Annotated in this window: 20 protein-coding genes; 18 read left to right on the top strand and 2 right to left on the bottom strand. The window is 46.8% G+C overall.

Annotated features, from left to right (window positions below; translation table 11 throughout):
* Positions 1–2 precede the first annotated feature (2 nt).
* Positions 3–680 carry a uracil-DNA glycosylase gene (locus MKY10_RS20350; RefSeq protein ID WP_014478341.1) on the top strand — a complete coding sequence of 226 codons (678 nt, stop codon included), beginning with the start codon at positions 3–5 and terminating at the stop codon, positions 678–680.
* Positions 681–704: 24 nt separating this feature from the next.
* On the opposite strand, the gene MKY10_RS20345 is transcribed toward MKY10_RS20350, so the two are convergent.
* Positions 705–2,075 carry an aldehyde dehydrogenase gene (locus tag MKY10_RS20345; protein WP_048654798.1) on the bottom strand — a complete coding sequence of 457 codons (1,371 nt, stop codon included), beginning with the start codon at positions 2,073–2,075 and terminating at the stop codon, positions 705–707.
* Positions 2,076–2,242: 167 nt separating this feature from the next.
* Here MKY10_RS20345 and MKY10_RS20340 point away from each other — a divergent pair, with 167 nt between their 5' ends.
* From MKY10_RS20340 to MKY10_RS20330, 3 genes are all read left to right on the top strand, one after another.
* The gene (locus tag MKY10_RS20340) at positions 2,243–2,560 is read left to right on the top strand and encodes a YwdI family protein (protein WP_041351304.1); all 318 of its coding nucleotides are present in this window, start codon (positions 2,243–2,245) and stop codon (positions 2,558–2,560) included.
* Positions 2,561–2,579: 19 nt separating this feature from the next.
* Complete coding sequence (locus MKY10_RS20335; RefSeq protein ID WP_014481254.1) at positions 2,580–3,902, top strand: purine/pyrimidine permease; 1,323 nt, start codon at positions 2,580–2,582, stop codon at positions 3,900–3,902.
* A 61-nt stretch (positions 3,903–3,963) separates the two neighbouring features.
* Positions 3,964–4,335 (top strand): DUF423 domain-containing protein, encoded by a 372-nt coding sequence (locus MKY10_RS20330; protein WP_003227446.1) that lies wholly within the window; start codon positions 3,964–3,966, stop codon positions 4,333–4,335.
* A gap of 43 nt (positions 4,336–4,378) precedes the next feature.
* On the opposite strand, the gene gerQ is transcribed toward MKY10_RS20330, so the two are convergent.
* Positions 4,379–4,924, bottom strand: a complete 546-nt coding sequence (gerQ, locus tag MKY10_RS20325; RefSeq protein ID WP_014481253.1) for a spore coat protein GerQ — start codon at positions 4,922–4,924, stop codon at positions 4,379–4,381.
* 319 nt (positions 4,925–5,243) lie between these two features.
* On the opposite strand from gerQ, the gene spsA reads away from it, so the two are divergent.
* The 14 genes from spsA (at position 5,244) to pruA (ending at position 19,400) form a co-directional block, all read left to right on the top strand.
* Complete coding sequence (gene spsA, locus MKY10_RS20320; RefSeq protein WP_014481251.1) at positions 5,244–6,014, top strand: spore coat dTDP-glycosyltransferase SpsA; 771 nt, start codon at positions 5,244–5,246, stop codon at positions 6,012–6,014.
* Between the two features lie 4 nt (positions 6,015–6,018).
* On the top strand, positions 6,019–7,443 hold the full coding sequence (locus tag MKY10_RS20315; protein ID WP_046160971.1) for a CDP-glycerol glycerophosphotransferase family protein: 1,425 nt from the start codon (positions 6,019–6,021) through the stop codon (positions 7,441–7,443).
* A 20-nt stretch (positions 7,444–7,463) separates the two neighbouring features.
* Positions 7,464–8,633, top strand: a complete 1,170-nt coding sequence (locus MKY10_RS20310) for a DegT/DnrJ/EryC1/StrS family aminotransferase (RefSeq protein ID WP_048654797.1) — start codon at positions 7,464–7,466, stop codon at positions 8,631–8,633.
* The gene (locus tag MKY10_RS20305) at positions 8,634–9,503 is read left to right on the top strand and encodes a GNAT family N-acetyltransferase (protein ID WP_048654796.1); all 870 of its coding nucleotides are present in this window, start codon (positions 8,634–8,636) and stop codon (positions 9,501–9,503) included. It begins immediately after the preceding gene.
* Positions 9,503–10,624, top strand: coding sequence for an N-acetylneuraminate synthase family protein (locus MKY10_RS20300; protein WP_031601100.1), 1,122 nt, complete (start codon positions 9,503–9,505; stop codon positions 10,622–10,624). The genes MKY10_RS20305 and MKY10_RS20300 overlap by 1 nt, the downstream gene beginning before the upstream one ends.
* The gene (locus MKY10_RS20295) at positions 10,617–11,339 is read left to right on the top strand and encodes a spore coat polysaccharide biosynthesis protein SpsF (protein WP_014481245.1); all 723 of its coding nucleotides are present in this window, start codon (positions 10,617–10,619) and stop codon (positions 11,337–11,339) included. Before MKY10_RS20300 ends, MKY10_RS20295 begins: the two co-directional genes overlap by 8 nt.
* 2 nt (positions 11,340–11,341) lie before the next feature.
* Positions 11,342–12,361, top strand: coding sequence for a PseG/SpsG family protein (locus MKY10_RS20290; RefSeq protein WP_339225986.1), 1,020 nt, complete (start codon positions 11,342–11,344; stop codon positions 12,359–12,361).
* Positions 12,362–12,385: 24 nt separating this feature from the next.
* On the top strand, positions 12,386–13,126 hold the full coding sequence (locus tag MKY10_RS20285; RefSeq protein ID WP_029318675.1) for a sugar phosphate nucleotidyltransferase: 741 nt from the start codon (positions 12,386–12,388) through the stop codon (positions 13,124–13,126).
* On the top strand, positions 13,126–14,073 hold the full coding sequence (gene rfbB, locus MKY10_RS20280; RefSeq protein ID WP_029318676.1) for a dTDP-glucose 4,6-dehydratase: 948 nt from the start codon (positions 13,126–13,128) through the stop codon (positions 14,071–14,073). The genes MKY10_RS20285 and rfbB overlap by 1 nt, the downstream gene beginning before the upstream one ends.
* A 13-nt stretch (positions 14,074–14,086) precedes the next feature.
* Positions 14,087–14,938 carry a dTDP-4-dehydrorhamnose reductase gene (rfbD, locus tag MKY10_RS20275; protein ID WP_048654794.1) on the top strand — a complete coding sequence of 284 codons (852 nt, stop codon included), beginning with the start codon at positions 14,087–14,089 and terminating at the stop codon, positions 14,936–14,938.
* Entirely contained in the window at positions 14,931–15,386 is a 456-nt protein-coding gene (locus tag MKY10_RS20270; protein WP_014481242.1) for a dTDP-4-dehydrorhamnose 3,5-epimerase family protein, read from the top strand. The genes rfbD and MKY10_RS20270 overlap by 8 nt, the downstream gene beginning before the upstream one ends.
* A gap of 323 nt (positions 15,387–15,709) precedes the next feature.
* Positions 15,710–16,174, top strand: a complete 465-nt coding sequence (bslB, locus tag MKY10_RS20265; protein ID WP_003227472.1) for a biofilm surface layer hydrophobin BslB — start codon at positions 15,710–15,712, stop codon at positions 16,172–16,174.
* Positions 16,175–16,351: 177 nt separating this feature from the next.
* Entirely contained in the window at positions 16,352–17,626 is a 1,275-nt protein-coding gene (gene rocG, locus MKY10_RS20260; protein WP_003227482.1) for a glutamate dehydrogenase, read from the top strand.
* A gap of 226 nt (positions 17,627–17,852) precedes the next feature.
* On the top strand, positions 17,853–19,400 hold the full coding sequence (gene pruA / locus MKY10_RS20255) for an L-glutamate gamma-semialdehyde dehydrogenase (protein ID WP_014478322.1): 1,548 nt from the start codon (positions 17,853–17,855) through the stop codon (positions 19,398–19,400).
* The last annotated feature ends 24 nt before the right edge of the window (positions 19,401–19,424 follow it).

Genomic DNA, 19,424 nt, shown 5'->3' with positions numbered 1-19,424 from the left:
TCTTGAAACAGCTTTTACAAGACAGCTGGTGGAATCAGCTAAAGGAAGAGTTTGAGAAACCGTATTATCAAGAGCTCAGAGAAATGCTGAAGCGGGAATACGCGGAGCAAACGATTTATCCGGACAGCCGGGATATTTTCAATGCGCTGCATTATACATCATATGATGATGTCAAGGTCGTCATTCTGGGACAAGATCCGTATCACGGGCCGGGACAGGCTCAAGGTTTAAGCTTCTCTGTCAAGCCCGGTGTAAAGCAGCCGCCTTCGTTAAAAAATATTTTTCTTGAACTGCAGCAGGACATCGGGTGCAGCATCCCGAATCACGGGTCGCTTGTCAGCTGGGCAAAGCAAGGCGTTCTTTTGCTGAATACTGTGCTGACAGTAAGGCGCGGACAGGCGAATTCCCATAAGGGGAAAGGCTGGGAGCGACTGACAGACCGGATTATCGACGTGCTGAATGAAAGGGAGCGGCCGGTTATTTTTATTTTGTGGGGACGGCATGCCCAAATGAAAAAAGAACGGATCGACACGTCCAAGCATTTTATCATTGAATCGACGCATCCCAGCCCGTTTTCTGCGAGAAACGGATTTTTCGGGAGCAGACCGTTTTCCCGGGCGAATGCCTATTTGGAGAAAATGGGAGAGGCGCCGATTGATTGGTGTATTAAGGATTTGTAAAAAGCGCAGGTGATCTGCGCTTTTTTATTTGAGTATTTTTCGAATCATTCGCAGCCCGTTTTTGGAGGAAGGATAACGAAATGCGAAGTCGAAGCGGTTCGTTTGTTTGACGACGCTTTTTTTGTGCGTGAATGTGTTAAAACTGTCAAACCCGTGATAGCTGCCGATGCCGCTTTCCCCGACGCCGCCGAATGGCAAATACGGCGTCGCAACATGCATTAACGTATCATTGACACAGCCCCCGCCAAACGACAGATTTCCTAAAACAGCGCGCTCAATTTCTTTGTTTGTGGTGAAGAGATATAGGGCGAGCGGCTTAGGGCGCGATTGGACTTTTTCAATGACTTCCCCGATATCGCGGTATGTAAAGAGCGGAAGAATCGGCCCGAAAATCTCCTCCTGCATCACTGGAGAGTCATCTCTCACTTGTTCGAGAATGGTCGGCGCAATTTTGTGATGATTGGGATCAGATTGTCCGCCTGTGAGTGGGATGCCGTCATTCAGAAAGCTGAGCAGCCGCTGATAGTGCCGTTCACTGACGATTTTGCCGTACTGCGGATTCCGTTCCGGCTGAGGGCCGTAAAATTCTCTGATCGCACGCTTCATTTCTTCTGTGAGCTTCGTTTTGATGTCCTCGTGGACAAATAAATAATCCGGTGCGATGCAGGTTTGTCCCGCATTTGTAAATTTCCCGAAGACGATGCGTTTGGCGGCAAGCTGAATGTCAGCATCTTTATGGACGATGCAGGGACTTTTGCCGCCGAGCTCCAAGGTTACGGGAATTAATTGTTTGGCGGCGGCCTCCATGACGATTTTTCCTACAGCTACACTGCCTGTAAAGAAAATGTAGTCAAAGGGCTGCTGTAATAATGCCGTGCTGACGTCGGGCCCGCCTTCTGCCATAGCGACATAATCGGTTGGAAAAACGCTGCTGATGAGTTTGGAAAGAATAGCAGAAACAGCCGGCGTATATTCTGATGGCTTGAGAACGACCGTGTTCCCCGCCGCAATGGCTCCAATCAACGGAGAAAGCGCCAGCTGCAAGGGATAGTTCCAAGGCGCAATCACCAAAACGGTTCCATACGGCTCAGGAATGATGATGCTTTTGGAGCCTAGATGAGTCAGCGGCGTTTTGACTCGTTTCGGCTTGGACCATTTTCTCAGCCGTTTCATGACAAAGCTGATTTCCTCCAAGACGATTCCGATTTCTGTTGAGTATGCTTCTTGCTCGGATTTATGGAGATCCTGGTAGAGAGCGGCTATGAGATCGGCTTCATGAGTTCTGACGGCTTGTTTCAGCTTCCGCAAAATGTTCAGTCTCGATTCAAGCGGTCTCGTATGTCCCGCCGCAAAATAGGCTTTATGCTTGCTGATGATAGAGGGGATGCTGTTCATTCCGTTTCTCCTTTTTGTAAGGTATGGTGATTTATTATGTGAAAAATCTCTTCTGCTTGTCAATCGTGAAAGGTTTGTCAGAAAAAATAACAAACTCATATCTGCGTTTACAGCAGGAATTTGATAAAATGCAGGAAGACAACATTTATTTTTTTGGAGGGTACTTCATGAACATTCATATATCTGCTTTGATTCAAAAGATGGAAGAAGAGCTAAAAAAAGCAAAAACGGCTGAACGGGATGAGGAGCTGAAGCGTTATGTAGCGGTTGTCCGTTCTCTGTGTGATGTCGTGCTTGATCAGCCGGAGAACGTGAGCGCGCCCCGCATACAGCCGAGCGTTACGCCAAGTCCTGCCGCGCCGCCATCGACAGACCAGCTGATGATGGAAAAAATGATGGGGAGCGCGGGATTAAACAAATATCGAAAGCAAGAAAAAGAGAAGCAGGAAGAGGATGGAAACGGAGAGTCTTTATTTGATTTTTAAAGAGAGAGGTTGAGCTTACGTGAAATTGGTTCTTGGCGCGCTGCAATGGACAGCGTTTATCATTGCTGCGGCGATTGTTGTTCCGGTGGCGGTTGCCCAGTCGTTTCATCTGGATCACTCAGATTCTGCAAGATTGATTCAAAGCACTTTTTTTGTACTGGGAATTGCCGCCGTCATTCAGTGTTTGAAAGGCCACAGACTGCCGATTAATGAAAGCCCAGCCGGCTTGTGGTGGGGAGTGTATACGATTTACGCAGGGCTGACGGGAACTGTGTTTGCGACATATGGAGACACACTGCGGGGTTTGCAGGGAGCTCTTCTTGTAAGCGCTGTATGTTTCTTTTTGTTAAGTGTTTTCAAGGTCATTGACAGACTTGCAAAATTGTTTACTCCGGTTGTAACGGGCGTCTATTTATTGCTTCTTGTCATGCAGCTGAGTCAGCCCATTATAAAAGGAATTCTCGGAATCGGTTATCGACAGGACGGGGTGGACGGTCTTGTATTTGGCCTGGCGCTTGTTGTGATCGCTGCCGCTTTTATAATGACAAATTCGAACATCATGTTTTTTAAGCAATATTCTATTTTATTCGCCTTGTTCGGCGGGTGGGTGCTGTTTGCGGCTGCCGGAGCGGCAAAGCCGATTGAAATGCCGGACCGGCTGTTTCAGCTGCCTTCCCTGTTTCCTTTTGGGACACCGTTATTTAACAGCGGCCTGATCATCACTTCTATTTTTATTACCATCTTGCTGATTGTGAATATGCTGGCGAGCATGAAGGTTGTGGACATCGCCGTGAAAAAATTCAGCAAACAGCCTGATGGAAAGCATCATGAACGCCATGCCGGTTTTGCCGCTTCATTCAGCCATCTGCTTAGCGGTTTGACGGGAGCTATTGCGCCTGTTCCGATTTCGGGAGCCGCGGGTTTTATTGAAACGACCAAAATGCCTTCTAAAAAACCGTTTATGCTCGGCAGTATTTTGGTTATCGTGATCAGCGTAATCCCGTTTTTTATGAATACGTTTGCGAGCCTGCCGTCACCCGTTGGATTTGCGGTGAATTTTGTTGTGTTCTCCGCAATGGGCGGTCTGGCCTTTGCCGAATTTGATTCGTATGAGAAAGAAGAATCAAAAAGGGTGCGGTCTATCATCGGCATCTCACTGCTGACAGGGGTCGGTATCATGTTTGTTCCTGAAACTGCGTTAAAGGGATTGCATCCGGTATTTATTTCTCTATTAAGCAACGGGCTCGTATTAGGGACGCTTGCTGCAATAGCTGCTGACCAGTTCCAGCTTTGGCGCAGGAGAAAATCCGACAATCTCGTGTCAACGGAGAACAAACATTGAATTTTGGTGCAGGTGCGATAAGATAAATGATATGAGTTTAACGAAAAGGCGGGAGAGATAGATGAAAGTTTTTATCATATTAGGGGCTATTAACGCCCTGCTTGCCGTGGGACTCGGAGCATTCGGCGCTCACGGATTAGAAGGGAAAATACCTGATAAATATCTTCAGGTTTGGCACACAGGCGTGCAGTATCATATGTATCACGCCCTTGGGTTATTCGTTGTCGCGTTTCTGGCTGATAAATTATCCGGCATAGGCAGTGTCACGACAGCCGGCTGGCTGATGTTTGCGGGAATTGTGCTGTTTTCCGGAAGCTTATATATTCTAAGTGTGACGCAAATCTCCATTCTTGGAGCGATCACCCCGCTCGGCGGTGTGGCGTTTATTATTTCTTGGATTATGATCGTTGTCGCAGCCGTCAAATATCTATAATCAAAAAAGCCAATCCTCATCATATGAGTGATTGGCTTTTTTCTTATCTTGGCGAATAGGACGCCATGGAATATGGATACGTATAAGCAATTTCTTCATCAAATGTAATGTAATCGAGGTAGATTGTCAGGAGCAGGTAGCGTGTTCCTGATTTCGGGTCGCTGATAATAATGTGATCCCGGCCTGCAGCTTCGATGACGCCGCGAAAAATCTTCGAGCCCCATTCCTTGCTGTTTTCAAATGTCATATAAATGGTGGCCGTTTTTCCCCGATTCAGGCGCAAAATATTCTCGATGTAAGATTCCTCAACAGGCAGCATGCCGGGAACGCTTTGGCCCGGTCCTGACGGTGTAGGCCCCGATGGAATTTGAAAACCGCCGCCCTGCTGCTGGCCCGGGAATCCAAATCCCTGCTGTCCTTGTTGTCCTTGCTGTCCCTGCTGCATTGGCATCATTGGCTGCATCCCCATTGGCTGCATTTGTGAGCCTTGGCCTTGCTGCGGGTACGGGTTGGCGCCAAACTGAGGCTGATACCCCTGCATATTATCAAATGCCTGCATTTGCTGATATTGATTTTTTTTCGGTTTCATATCGTTCCTCCTTTTTATGAAAACCATTCAAAACATGTTCTGGATGTATAGGTGAACGCTCCGCGATGACTCACCTCCGATGGAAAACGATCTTAGTCGCTGGTGCGATTTTTATCTCTTTCACCTTATGAGGCTGATGCTTGGATTATGCTGAAAAAGAACAGCGGACCGATCAGATTTCGCTCTGGGCAGCCGCTGTTTTTCAGAGACATACACAAACTTTTCGCATATTGGTTTGTATCCCTAGCGCAACTTGAGCATAAGCAACATAAGATAACGATAGTTTCAGGTGTGAAGTTCCAAGAAGGAGGTGTAGGATTTGCCTAAAGTATCAGTCATTATGACGAGCTATAACAAAAGCGATTATGTGGCAAAGTCCATTTCTAGCATACTCTCACAAACGTTTTCAGATTTTGAATTGTTTATTATGGATGACAACTCCAATGAAGAGACGCTGAATGTAATCCGTCCTTTTTTGAATGATAACCGAGTGCGTTTTTATCAAAGCGATGTATCTGGAGTGAAGGAAAGAACAGAAAAAACGAGATACGCGGCACTGATCAATCAGGCGATTGAGATGGCGGAGGGTGAATATATCACCTATGCGACGGATGACAACATCTATATGCCGGACCGCCTCCTGAAAATGGTGCAGGAGCTCGATACCCATTCTGAAAAGGCTGTGATTTACTCAGCCTCCAAAACCTATCATTTAAACGAGAATCGCGACATTGTAAAAGAAACTGTCAGGCCTGCCGCTCAAGTGACATGGAACGCACCGTGCGCAATTGATCATTGCTCGGTGATGCACAGGTATTCGGTGCTTGAGAAGGTAAAGGAGAAGTTTGGCTCCTATTGGGATGAAAGCCCGGCGTTTTACCGTATTGGAGATGCCCGGTTCTTTTGGAGAGTCAATCATTTTTATCCGTTTTACCCACTGGATGAGGAGCTGGACCTGAATTATATTACCGACCAATCGATTCACTTTCAGCTGTTTGAATCAGAAAAAAATGAATTTGTCAGGAACCTTCCTCCGCAGCGAAATTGCCGAGAGCTGCGTGAATCATTAAAAAAGCTTGGAATGGGGTGAGAGCTTGTCGGCCTATTTAAGCAATTATTGGGTGCTGTACCGGAAGTACGTGGAGCTTTTTGACAAACTTCGCTACAAAGGGATTCCGCTTGGGCTTATCAGTAATTTTTATCAATACATCAGCCCTGAGCTGAGGGTGATGATGGAAGAAGAACCGGAATTATTCGGATCGGTGGATCAGCATATCGATGAGGGACAGATTCAGCCGTTTTTTGAAGAAAGAATCCAAAACATCGTTAAAACAAATGACAAACCTGTTAAAGGGAAAGTCATTTTGCACTTTGATTACCTGCGTTTTTCAAACGAAAATTACTTTCAATTTGATCCTGAAAAAACGGCTGTTTTGGCCAGATGGAGTTTGCCGCATTATTGTGATCTGCCTGTAATTAGCAAGCGGGAGATTGCGGATTCATGCCAAAAAGGCGATTCGAAGCAGTATCTCGAAACAGCCTGTTCGCTTCTCGCCCCTTATGATGATCACCCGGCATTTGGTGATCAAGCGTTTCGCGACCGGCTTTTCAAAGATATTCCTTTATTTATAGAGGCCATTGATACAGTTGATGCGCTGTTTGAACAGGAAAAGATTTCAGCTGTTATTGTCGGAACGGCAGAAGACATTTACAGCAGGGTGCTCGCTCTCATGTGTCAAAGAAAAGGGGCCGTCAGCATTTGTCTTCAGCATGGCGCATTGATGGGAGATGAAGCCTTCATTCCTGTTTTTACCAGCCATCAAGCTGTTTTTGGTGCGTATGAAGCAGAGTGGTTCATACGAAAAGGCTGTAAACCCGAGCAGATTCTCGTAACGGGACATCCCCGCTTCGATCAGATTTTTAACAGAACGCCTATGGATATGTCCATATTCTATCGAAAACTTGCTTTTCAGCCGACTAAAAAAATTGTGCTCATTGCCACTCAGCCCTTTTCAGAAGACTTTTATTCCGGTGTGCTGCAGGGGCTTTCTGATCAGAAGCAGCTGCAAATCATTATCAAACCCCACCCGTGGGAAATCGGAAAAAACAAGCTTGATCTGTATCACGAGGCGGCGAAAAAACATAAAGCATGCAGAGTCATCAAAAAGGAGCTGGAGCTTTATGATTTGCTGCCGTATGCTGATGCCGCAGTGACGCAGACCTCGACAGTCGGTCTTGAAGCCATGCTGTTTCAAAAGCCTGTGCTGATCGGAAAATCGTCCGGAAATCGCTCGTATCCGTATTATGAGTCTCTTGGCGATTTTATGTTTGACCAGCCGGATGAACTGGCGCACACCTTGGTTGAGGTTCTTCGAAGTCCCGACGTGCAGCAAAAAGCAGAAGAGGCGCGCCTGGCATTCATAGCGGCTAATTATCCGGTGGCAGAATCAACAAATGCTTTATTTGCGGAACTGAAAGCCAAAACAGGGGTTGATTACAGGCGGGAAGATACTGAATAAAATGATAGGAGCGCAAAGAAATGGTGCAAAAGAGAAATCATTTTCTCCCTTACTCATTGCCGTTAATCGGTAAGGAAGAAATTCAGGAGGTTACAGAAACGCTTGAATCGGGATGGCTCTCTAAAGGCCCGAAGGTTCAGCAGTTTGAAAAAGAGTTTGCCGCATTTGTCGGGGCGAAGCACGCCGTGGCGGTAAATTCATGTACCGCAGCTTTATTTTTGGCTTTGAAAGCAAAAGGGATCGGGCCCGGGGACGAGGTCATTACCTCTCCGCTTACGTTCAGCTCGACTGCCAATACGATTATTCATACGGGAGCGACGCCTGTGTTTGCGGATATTGACGAAAACACGCTCAATATTGACCCGGTAAAGCTTGAGGCGGCCGTCACACCGCGAACGAAAGCAGTTGTGCCCGTCCACTTTGGCGGGCAGTCCTGCGATATGGATGCAATATTGGCTATTGCCCAAAATCATGGTTTATTCGTGCTGGAGGATGCGGCACATGCGGTATATACGACTTATAAGCAAAGAATGATCGGTTCTATCGGGGATGCAACGGCATTCAGCTTTTACGCCACCAAAAACCTCGCGACAGGGGAAGGCGGCATGCTGACGACTGATGATGAGGAGCTTGCCGATAAGATCCGGGTGCTAAGCCTTCACGGCATGAGTAAAGCCGCATGGAACCGTTATTCTTCAAATGGCAGCTGGTACTATGAAGTCGAATCGCCCGGCTATAAGATGAATATGTTTGATTTGCAGGCGGCCCTCGGACTTCATCAGCTGAAACGGCTGGATGATATGCAGAAACGGAGAGAAGAGATTGCCGGCCGCTATCAAACCGCTTTTCAGCAGATTCCTGGGCTGATCACGCCGTTTGTCCATGATGACGGCAGGCACGCCTGGCATCTATATGTTCTGCAAGTTGATGAAAAAAAGGCCGGAGTTACGCGCAGCGAAATGATTACGGCTTTAAAGGATGAATACAATATCGGCACTAGCGTTCATTTTATTCCAGTACACATTCATCCGTATTATCAAAAGCAATTTGGATATAAGGAAGCGGACTTTCCGAATGCCATGAATTACTATAAACGAACCCTTTCTCTCCCGCTCTATCCATCAATGTCTGACGACGATGTAGATGATGTCATTGAAGCTGTGCGGGATATCGTAAAAGGGGCTGATTAAGTGTATACGGTAAAAGAAAATGTCTCCAAAGAGGCGATTGAGGAATTTCTCCAAAGCAGAAAGCTTACACTGGATGTTCCGTATCAATTTTCCCTCGGCCTTTTTGAAAACAGCAGGCTCCAAGGCGTATTGCTTTACGAAGATTCTTTGTGGGAAAGCAAGGTGCTTCAGAAGAAAGTCATGAACGTCAAACTTCTTGCGGCAAATAGTACCGGGCAGCTAAAGAGGCTGTTTGAAGCTTTTTATACTGTACGCCAAATGGATGAAACGGATTTTATCTTTGTCCGTGTTCCGGCTGAAGATATCGGAGCCGCGCATGTGATACAACAGCAGCCATCCTCTTACTTTGTCGGGAGTTTGCTGAAGCTGGCGATGCCTCCGTCTTTTTATGACAAAACACCGCCATTTTTTGAACTGGGCCCGCCTGAGCCCGGAGACACAGAAGCGATATGTGAGCTGGCCCGAGACTCGTTTACAAAAAGCAGATATTTTCAGGATCCTCATCTCAGCCGCGATGCAGCAAACAAAATATTTCAGGAGTGGACACGAAACAATCTGAATGGAAGGGCGGCGGTCAATATTGTCGCTAAATACGATGGCGAGGTCATCGGCTATCTTCAGGGCTTATCAAGAGATGATGAATGCATTCTCGATTTGATGGCTGTAAAGCCGGGATTTGAAGGAAAACGTATTGCATTTCATTTATTGGCGAATCTCATAGAACAACCGGAGACCCAGAAGCATAGAACGGTAACAGCGGGGACGCAGCTTCACAATGTAAGGGCGATCCGCCTTTATGAACGAATGGGCTTCACCGCTGAACAATCGTATTACTATTATCATATTTGGCCGGGCAAGGAGGCGAAATAATGGCAGCGTTTCAGATCGCGAATAAAACTGTAGGCAAAGACGCTCCTGTTTTTATTATTGCTGAGGCGGGGATTAATCATGACGGGAAGCTTGATCAGGCTTTTGCGCTGATAGACGCCGCGGCGGAAGCGGGAGCGGATGCCGTGAAATTTCAAATGTTCCAAGCTGATAGGATGTACCAGAAAGATCCTGGTTTGTACAAGACGGCAGCGGGCAAGGACGTCTCTATTTTTTCTTTGGTTCAATCTATGGAAATGCCTGCTGAGTGGATTTTACCGCTATTGGATTACTGCCGCGAAAAGCAGGTGATCTTTTTAAGTACGGTATGTGACGAGGGGTCAGCTGATCTGCTTCAGTCTACCTCGCCGAGCGCTTTTAAAATCGCATCCTATGAAATTAACCATCTCCCGCTGCTCAAATATGTCGCCCGGCTGAACAGGCCGATGATTTTCTCGACAGCCGGAGCTGAAATCTCTGATGTTCACGAAGCTTGGCGCACCATCAGGGCAGAGGGAAACAATCAAATTGCCATAATGCATTGTGTGGCGAAATACCCAGCACCGCCGGAGTACAGCAACCTCAGCGTCATTCCGATGCTTGCCGCCGCTTTTCCTGAGGCAGTAATCGGCTTCTCCGATCATAGCGAGCATCCGACAGAAGCGCCATGTGCCGCGGTTCGGCTCGGAGCAAAACTGATAGAAAAGCATTTTACGATCGATAAAGATCTGCCGGGTGCCGACCACTCGTTTGCATTAAATCCGGATGAATTGAAAGAAATGGTCGATGGCATCAGGAAAACGGAAGCTGAGCTGAAACAGGGGATCACAAAGCCGGTCTCTGAAAAACTGCTTGGCAGTTCATACAAAACAACAACCTCCATCGAAGGAGAAATCAGAAATTTTGCATACAGAGGCATTTTTACAACAGCTCCGATTCAAAAAGGTGAAGCCTTTAGTGAAGACAATATCGCAGTGCTTCGGCCCGGACAAAAGCCGCAGGGGCTGCACCCGAGATTTTTTGAACTGCTGACCAGCGGTGTTCGGGCTGTAAGAGACATTCCAGCCGACACAGGCATTGTCTGGGATGACATTTTACTGAAGGACAGCCCGTTTCATGAATGATATTCTCTTTATCATTCAAGCAAGAATGGGTTCAACAAGGCTTCCGGGAAAAGTGCTTCGGCCGCTCGGATCGAATCGTTTACTTGATATTCTCGTTCACCGTGTCCGGCAAAGCGCGTTTTACCAAAAGGATCGGGATAATCTTGTCATCGCCACGTCTGACAAAGAAACTGACGACATATTAGAGGCGCACTGTATCAAACAAGGCTTTCGTGTTTTCCGCGGGAGCGAAGAACGTGTCCTCGATAGGTTTGTGAAGGTCATAGAAGCTGTTAAACCGTCAGTCATCATCCGGTTAACGGGTGATAATCCGTTTGTCGATCCGGAGCTGCTCGATGTAATGATTAAGGCGCATTTTGATCAAGGATCGGATTATACGTATATCCTGAATGCCCCATTAGGGATTTGCGGCGAAGTGGTCAACGCCAACCTGTTAATTGACATCAGCCGTATTCAGAATATGGAGGATCAATATCAGGAGCATGTCACGTTATATATAAGGAATCATCCAGCTCTTTATCGTGTTCAGTTTTTAGAGGCGCCGGAACGATTTCGCGCCCCTCAATATCGGCTGACCATTGATACAAAGGAAGACTATGAATCGATAAAGGCCCTCTATCAAAAAGCAGGCGAGCGCCCCGATGTATCCGCCTCAGAGCTTATCACCCTTCTGAACCGGAACCCCGATGCGGCAACCGAACGAGAGGCTGACTAGCCATGCGTGTTGGGATCTTCGCAGACGGCGGCTATGAAAAGGGAATGGGCCATGTTGTCCGGATGAAGAGACTTGCGGAGGGGCTCAAACAGCGATGCTTGATTACGTTTTATACGAATCAGGAGTCTGAAGCGTTTCTTCATGAAGAGCATTGGCGTGTCATCGTAAAGCCGGAGCTGCAGCAGCACGAATTTATTCTCCGGGAAATAAAAAGCAAGAAGCTTGATTTGCTTTTGTTTGATATTCTAGGCGCGCCTGCAGAGCTGTTAAAGAAAATAAAGACGGAGACAGATGCGAAAATTGTTCTTTTTGAAGAGAAAAACGGTAAATCAATTCAATATAGTGACGCAGTCATTAACGGAATTTACGGTGACATCAGAAGCAGGGTGTACGTTCAGGGAAACACACGCATTTATGAAGGTCCGGACTATCTTATTCTTCACCCCGCCTTTCAGGCCGCAAGAGAGGATTACACACTTAAGAAAGACTGCCGCAATATCCTTGTTGCATTAGGAGGAAGTGATCCGAAGCAGCTTATTTTTAAAGTGCTGGCTGCCGCTGATCAAGTCCCCGACATAAAAGACAAAAACATGATGTTTGTAATGGGGAGCGCTTCACCGCATCAAGAGGCAGTCCGAAGGCGGATCGAAAAGAAGCCGCAGTACAAGATGATCGAACAGACAAATGATATGGCAGGTTTGATGAAACAAGCGGACGCAGCCATTGTCGCCGGCGGCATCTCTCTATATGAAGCCATTTGCATCGGCGTGCCGTGCCTTGTTCTTTCTCAGGTTGAGCATCAAACGGCAACAGCAAAAACATTTGCTGGCCAAGGCGCCGCTCTTGATCTTGGTTTGGGTGAGCTTGTACCGGATGAAACACTCATCTATCAGATGTCACGCATTATGAGCAGCTATCCTCTTCGCCTTTCTTTGCACAAGGGAGGAAGGCCGCTCGTGGATGGCAAAGGCATTATGCGGGTAACAGCTATTCTTCAAGATTTATATGAACAAGAGATATAAAAATGCATGTAAGGAAGTGTTAATGTGAAAGGTGTTATTTTAGCCGGAGGAAACGGCTCACGCCTTATGCCCTTAACGAAAGCCGTCAACAAGCATTTGCTTCCTGTAGGTCCGTATCCGATGATATACTGGTCGATTATGAAGCTGGAGGAAGCCGGAATAAAAGACATTTTACTCATCAGCCAAAAGGAGCATATGCCGCAATTTTACAAACTGCTTGGGAACGGGGAAGAGCTTGGCGTTACTATCACTTATCAAGTACAGCCGGCAGCAACGGGCATTTCGGATGGGCTGTCTTATGCAAAGCGCTTTACGAAAAAAGAGTCTTTCATTTTATTATTAGGTGATAATATATTTGAAGATTCATTAAAGCCTTATACAGAACGCTTTGAACAGCAGGGGAAAGGAGCAAAAGTGCTTCTGAAAGAAGTTGATGACCCGGAACGTTTCGGGATTGCTGAGATTGATGAGAAAAACAAGCGGATTCGTTCCATCATCGAAAAGCCCGAACAGCCACCGACCAACCTTTGTGTTACCGGCATTTATATGTATGATGCAGAGGTGTTTTCGTATATTGAACAAATATCACCATCAAAGCGCGGCGAGCTGGAAATCACCGATGTGAATAATCTATACATCGAAAACAGCCAGCTTACGTATGATGTGTTATCAGGCTGGTGGGTAGATGCCGGAACTCACGAATCGCTTTATCTCGCTTCCCAGCTTGTACACCAGGCTTTACGGAAAGGACAGGACGAAAAGTGATGGCAAAATCATATTTAATTACAGGCGGTGCCGGCTTCATCGGGCTCACGTTTACAAAGCTCATGCTGAGGGAAACGGATGCGCGCATTACCGTTTTAGATAAACTGACGTACGCCAGCCACCCGGAGGAAATGGAAAAATTAAAACAAAACAGCCGTTTTCGCTTTGTAAAAGGGGACATCAGCGTTCAGGAGGATATCGACCGCGCGTTTGATGAGACCTACGATGGCGTCATTCACTTCGCAGCAGAATCGCATGTGGACAGAAGCATTTCCCAAGCAGAGCCGTTTATCACCACAAATGTCATGGGGACATACCGATTGGCGGAAGCGGTCTTGAAAGGAAAAGCCAAGAAGCTGATTCATATTTCAACAGATGAGGTATACGGGGATTTAAAAGCGGATGATCCCGCGTTTACAGAAACGACGCCGCTTTCTCCTAATAACCCATACTCAGCCAGTAAAGCAAGCTCAGATTTGCTCGTGTTGTCTTATGTGAAAACCCACAAGCTTCCGGCCATCATTACACGATGCAGCAACAATTACGGACCTTATCAGCACAGCGAAAAAATGATTCCGACGATTATCCGTCATGCGAAGCAGGGCCTGCCTGTTCCGCTGTATGGCGATGGACTCCAGATCCGAGACTGGCTGTTTGCGGAGGATCATTGCCGCGCAATCAAACTGATTTTAGAAAAAGGAAACGACGGCGAGGTGTATAACATCGGCGGCGGAAATGAACGCACGAATAAAGAGCTGGCGAGTGTCATTTTGAAACATCTGGGCTGTGAGGAATTGTTCGCCCACGTGGAAGACCGAAAAGGGCATGACCGGCGCTATGCGATCAATGCATCAAAGCTGAAAAACGAACTGGGCTGGCGGCAGGAAGTGACGTTTGAAGAAGGCATTGCGCGTACGATTCAGTGGTATACAGACAATGACCGATGAGAAGGTGATCTGATTGACAAAGGTATTGGTGACTGGGGCGGGAGGACAGCTTGGCTTGGAACTATGCCGCCAGCTGAAGCAAGCCGGATATGAGGTCATTGCGTTAACAAAGAAGATGATGAACATTGCTGACCAGCGCTCAGTACGGCATTCGTTTGGCCATTATCAGCCGGATATCGTGGTCAATAGCGCCGCGTTTACGTCGGTTGATCAATGCGAGAAAGAGCTTGATAAAGCGTACTTGATTAACGGAATCGGCGCTTATTATACAGCGCTTGAGTCAACCCGCATCGGAGCTCAATATGTTCATATCAGCACGGACTATGTATTCAATGGGAAAGGAACCCAGCCATATAGGGAAGACGATCCCCTCGATCCGAAAACCATTTATGGCAAAAGCAAAAGGCTCGGAGAAGAACTGATACGATTAACGACAAAAGACAGCACAATCATCAGAACATCGTGGGTGTACGGACATGGCGGCAGTAATTTCGTTGAAACCATGCTGAAGCTTGCTGAAACGAAACAAGAGCTTCGGGTTGTCAGCGATCAAATTGGTTCGCCGACTTATACGAAGGATTTAGCAGAAGCGGTCATCAAGCTGTTCAGCCATCCGCCGGGCATCTATCATGTCAGCAATTCAGGCATATGCAGCTGGTATGAGTTTGCGACGGCAATTATGGAAGAAAGCGGGCTGGAAACAGCCATTTTGCCTGTAACGACAGAGGAATACGAGAACAAAACGCCCCGCCCGGCATACTCTGTGCTGAGCCATCGGGCTATTGAAGAAGCCGGCATCCGCCCCCGCCACTGGCGGGAAGCGTTACGAGAGTATTTGCAGGAAAGGAGCAGTGCGTGTGATTGATGGAGTCAAGGTGAAAAAATTGATGAAGCATAGCGATGACAGAGGCTTTTTTGCTGAGCTGGTCCGGGACGATGAGAATCTCCTTGAGCATTTTGGGCAGGCCTCTTGGTCGAAAAGCTATCCGGGTGTGATTAAGGCATTTCATTATCATGAGAAGCAGGATGATCTCTGGTTCTTCCCAACCGGCCACGCTCAGGTTGTCCTATACGATCTTCGAGAGGATTCAAAGACAAAAGGAGAAACGGACGTCTATTATATGGGCGAAGACAACCCGATGCTGTTATTAATCCCAAAAGGGGTGGCTCACGGATATAGAGTGCTGGGAGAGACGCCGCTGACAATTATCTATTTTACCACCATGTCGTATAACCCGGATCAGCCTGATGAAAAAAGAATTCCGTGGAATGATGAGACGATCGGTTTTAACTGGAACACTGAATTCAGATAAAAATAGGAACGTGATCAATCGAAGAGCAGAGGCATCTTCGACTTTTTTTGCCCTTTTTTAAAATAGGATAAAAGATAGAAAATGTCAGGCGGATGTTACTAGAAAAAGAGAGAGAAATCGTCCATTTGAACCTTGTATAAACAGGAAGGAATTCTCATTGAATTCCAAGTGTTAATATTCCTTAAAAAACATTTACTTCCATGGAAAATGATGATAGATTAATTTTTAAGAAAAAGAACTGGTAATTCGCGAATTATGAAAAAGCGCTTTTTCTGCAGAGGACGCTCTGGCCAAATTTCAACAATCAATTAGGGGGAAATGTCATGCTAAAAAGAACTTCATTCGTATCTTCATTATTCATCAGTTCAGCTGTTTTACTATCAATCTTACTTCCTTCGGGCCAAGCTCATGCACAGTCTGCATCAATCGAGGCAAAAACAATTAACAGCACGAAAGAGTGGACCACTTCTGATATTGAAGTGACATATAAACCAAATGCGGTGCTTTCTCTCGGAGCGGTAGAATTTCAATTTCCTGACGGGTTTCATGCTACGACAAGAGATTCAGTGAATGGAAGAACACTGAAAGAAACACAGATTTTAAACGATGGAAAAACAGTCAGACTCCCGCTTACGCTTGATTTGTTAGGCGCATCCGAATTTGACCTCGTCATGGTGCGCAAAACGCTTCCTCGCGCAGGCACTTACACGATTAAAGGCGATGTAGTAAACGGTTTGGGAATCGGCAGTTTTTATGCTGAAACGCAGCTGGTGATTGATCCCCGTTAATCGATAGATTTGTAGTCAGAGACTGAGATGTTTTCAGTCTCTTTTTTTTGTGGATTCAAAAGCTGGTACGGATCTTGCATGATGATAAGGGTGAATCCGATGCAGAAAGGAATTGGCGGGCTGATTTTTTAAAGCGCTTACATTAAAGCCGGCCAAAAAAACAATGAGGTGAAAAAGATGTCAGCAAAGCAAGTCTCGAAAGATGAAGAAAAAGAAGCTCTTAACTTATTCCTGTCTACCCAAACAATCATTAAGGAAGCCCTTCGGAAGCTGGGTTATCCGGGAGATATGTATGAACTCATGAAAGAGCCGCAGAGAATGCTCACTGTCCGCATTCCGGTCAAAATGGACAATGGGAGCGTCAAAGTGTTCACAGGCTACCGGTCACAGCACAATGATGCTGTCGGTCCGACAAAGGGGGGCGTTCGCTTCCATCCAGAAGTTAATGAAGAGGAAGTAAAGGCATTATCCATTTGGATGACGCTCAAATGCGGGATTGCCAATCTTCCTTACGGCGGCGGGAAGGGCGGTATTATTTGTGATCCGCGGACAATGTCATTTGGAGAACTGGAAAGGCTGAGCAGGGGGTATGTCCGTGCCATCAGCCAGATCGTCGGTCCGACAAAGGATATTCCAGCTCCAGATGTATACACCAATTCGCAGATTATGGCGTGGATGATGGATGAGTATAGCCGGCTGCGGGAATTCGATTCTCCGGGCTTTATTACAGGTAAACCGCTTGTTTTGGGAGGATCGCAAGGACGGGAAACGGCGACGGCACAGGGCGTCACGATTTGTATTGAAGAGGCGGTGAAGAAAAAAGGGATCAAGCTGCAAAACGCGCGCATCATCATACAGGGCTTTGGAAACGCGGGTAGCTTCCTGGCCAAATTCATGCACGATGCGGGCGCGAAGGTGATCGGGATTTCTGATGCCAATGGCGGGCTCTACAACCCAGACGGCCTTGATATCCCTTATTTGCTCGATAAACGGGACAGCTTCGGTATGGTCACCAATTTATTTACTGACGTCATCACAAATGAGGAGCTGCTTGAAAAGGATTGCGATATTTTAGTGCCTGCCGCGATCTCCAATCAAATCACAGCCAAAAACGCACATAACATTCAGGCGTCAATCGTCGTTGAAGCGGCGAACGGACCGACAACCATTGATGCCACTAAGATCCTGAATGAAAGAGGCGTGCTGCTTGTGCCGGATATCCTGGCGAGTGCCGGCGGCGTCACGGTTTCTTATTTTGAATGGGTGCAAAACAACCAAGGATATTATTGGTCGGAAGAAGAGGTTGCAGAAAAATTGAGAAGCGTCATGGTCAGCTCGTTCGAAACAATTTATCAGACAGCGGCAACACATAAAGTGGATATGCGTTTGGCGGCTTACATGACGGGCATCAGAAAATCGGCAGAAGCATCGCGATTCCGCGGATGGGTCTAATTTGAGAAGCCTCCGCAAAATAATTTTGCATTTGTTTTTTGCCTAAAGAGCAAAAATCGCAAAATAAATTTGCGTTCAAGATCGGAAATAGAGAAAGATGATCACCTGTTAGACAAATTTCTGTTCGATTCAACAAGTTTTTTCAGCAAAAGACAAGAAAATGGCATGATTCTTGCATTTTTATTCATATGCGAAGATATATTTCATAACACGAGGGGGACTACATATGACAGTCACATACGCACACGAACCATTTACCGATTTTACGGAAGCAAAGAATAAAACTGCATTTGGGGAGTCACTGGCCTTTGTAAACACTCAGCTCGGCAAGCATTATCCGCTTGTCATAAATGGAGAAAAAATTGAAACGGACCGCAAAATCATTTCCATTAACCCGGCAAATAAAGAAGAGATCATTGGGTACGCGTCTACAGCGGATCAAGAGCTTGCTGAAAAAGCGATGCAAGCCGCATTGCAGGCATTTGATTCCTGGAAAAAACAAAGACCGGAGCACCGCGCGAATATTCTCTTTAAGGCAGCGGCTATTTTGCGCAGAAGAAAGCATGAATTTTCAAGCTATCTTGTGAAGGAAGCGGGAAAACCGTGGAAGGAAGCGGATGCGGACACGGCTGAAGCGATAGACTTTTTAGAGTTCTACGCGCGCCAAATGTTAAAGCTCAAGGAAGGGGCTCCGGTGAAGAGCCGTGCTGGCGAGTTCAATCAATATCATTACGAAGCGCTTGGCGTCGGCATCGTCATTTCTCCATTTAACTTCCCGCTTGCGATTATGGCGGGAACAGCGGCGGCAGCGATTGTGACAGGAAATACGATTCTCTTAAAACCGGCTGACGCAGCCCCGGTAGTGGCAGCAAAATTTGTCGAGGTCATGGAGGAAGCGGGTCTGCCAAACGGCGTTCTGAATTACATTCCGGGAGATGGAGCGGAGATCGGTGATTTCTTAGTTGAGCATCCGAAAACACGGTTTGTCTCATTTACAGGTTCCCGTGCAGTCGGCTGCCGGATTTATGAGCGAGCCGCCAAAGTGCAGCCGGGCCAAAAATGGCTCAAACGGGTAATTGCAGAAATGGGCGGAAAAGACACAGTGCTTGTCGACAAGGACGCTGATCTTGACCTTGCTGCATCCTCTATCGTGTACTCAGCATTTGGATATTCAGGACAAAAGTGTTCTGCTGGCTCCCGCGCGGTCATTCATCAGGATGTTTATGATGAAGTGGTGGAAAAAGCTGTGGCGCTGACCAAAACGCTGACTGTCGGCAATCCAGAAGATCCTGATACGTATATGGGTCCCGTGATTCATGAAGCATCCTACAACAAAGTGATGAAATACATTGAAATCGGCAAATCTGAAGGCAAGCTATTGGCCGGCGGAGAAGGCGATGATTCAAAAGGCTACTTTATTCAGCCGACGATCTTTGCAGATGTTGATGAAAACGCCCGCTTGATGCAGGAAGAAATTTTCGGCCCGGTTGTTGCGATTTGCAAAGCGCGTGATTTCGATCATATGCTGGAGATTGCCAATAACACGGAATACGGATTAACAGGTGCGCTTCTGACGAAAAACCGTGCGCACATTGAACGGGCGCGTGAGGATTTCCATGTCGGAAACCTATATTTTAACAGAGGATGTACCGGAGCAATTGTCGGCTATCAGCCGTTCGGCGGTTTTAATATGTCCGGAACAGACTCAAAAGCAGGCGGTCCCGATTACTTAATTCTTCATATGCAAGCCAAAACAACGTCCGAAGCTTTTTGATTTGAGAGAAATAAAATCGTGCGA

It is taken from the genome of Bacillus sp. FSL P4-0290 (assembly GCF_037975435.1).
GTDB classification, from domain to species: Bacteria; Bacillota; Bacilli; order Bacillales; family Bacillaceae; genus Bacillus; species Bacillus subtilis.
This window is presented reverse-complemented; position numbering and strand designations above follow the sequence as displayed.

What these genes read in the sequence shown, in the direction of transcription:
- MKY10_RS20345 (WP_048654798.1), bottom strand. Translation starts at nt 2,075, where the DNA reads ATGAACAGCATCCCCTCTATCATCAGCAAGCATAAAGCCTATTTTGCG.
- MKY10_RS20340 (WP_041351304.1), top strand. Translation starts at nt 2,243, where the DNA reads ATGAACATTCATATATCTGCTTTGATTCAAAAGATGGAAGAAGAGCTA.
- MKY10_RS20330 (WP_003227446.1), top strand. Translation starts at nt 3,964, where the DNA reads ATGAAAGTTTTTATCATATTAGGGGCTATTAACGCCCTGCTTGCCGTG.
- gerQ (WP_014481253.1), bottom strand. Translation starts at nt 4,924, where the DNA reads ATGAAACCGAAAAAAAATCAATATCAGCAAATGCAGGCATTTGATAAT.
- MKY10_RS20310 (WP_048654797.1), top strand. Translation starts at nt 7,464, where the DNA reads ATGGTGCAAAAGAGAAATCATTTTCTCCCTTACTCATTGCCGTTAATC.
- MKY10_RS20300 (WP_031601100.1), top strand. Translation starts at nt 9,503, where the DNA reads ATGGCAGCGTTTCAGATCGCGAATAAAACTGTAGGCAAAGACGCTCCT.
- MKY10_RS20295 (WP_014481245.1), top strand. Translation starts at nt 10,617, where the DNA reads ATGAATGATATTCTCTTTATCATTCAAGCAAGAATGGGTTCAACAAGG.
- MKY10_RS20290 (WP_339225986.1), top strand. Translation starts at nt 11,342, where the DNA reads ATGCGTGTTGGGATCTTCGCAGACGGCGGCTATGAAAAGGGAATGGGC.
- rfbB (WP_029318676.1), top strand. Translation starts at nt 13,126, where the DNA reads ATGGCAAAATCATATTTAATTACAGGCGGTGCCGGCTTCATCGGGCTC.
- bslB (WP_003227472.1), top strand. Translation starts at nt 15,710, where the DNA reads ATGCTAAAAAGAACTTCATTCGTATCTTCATTATTCATCAGTTCAGCT.
- rocG (WP_003227482.1), top strand. Translation starts at nt 16,352, where the DNA reads ATGTCAGCAAAGCAAGTCTCGAAAGATGAAGAAAAAGAAGCTCTTAAC.
- pruA (WP_014478322.1), top strand. Translation starts at nt 17,853, where the DNA reads ATGACAGTCACATACGCACACGAACCATTTACCGATTTTACGGAAGCA.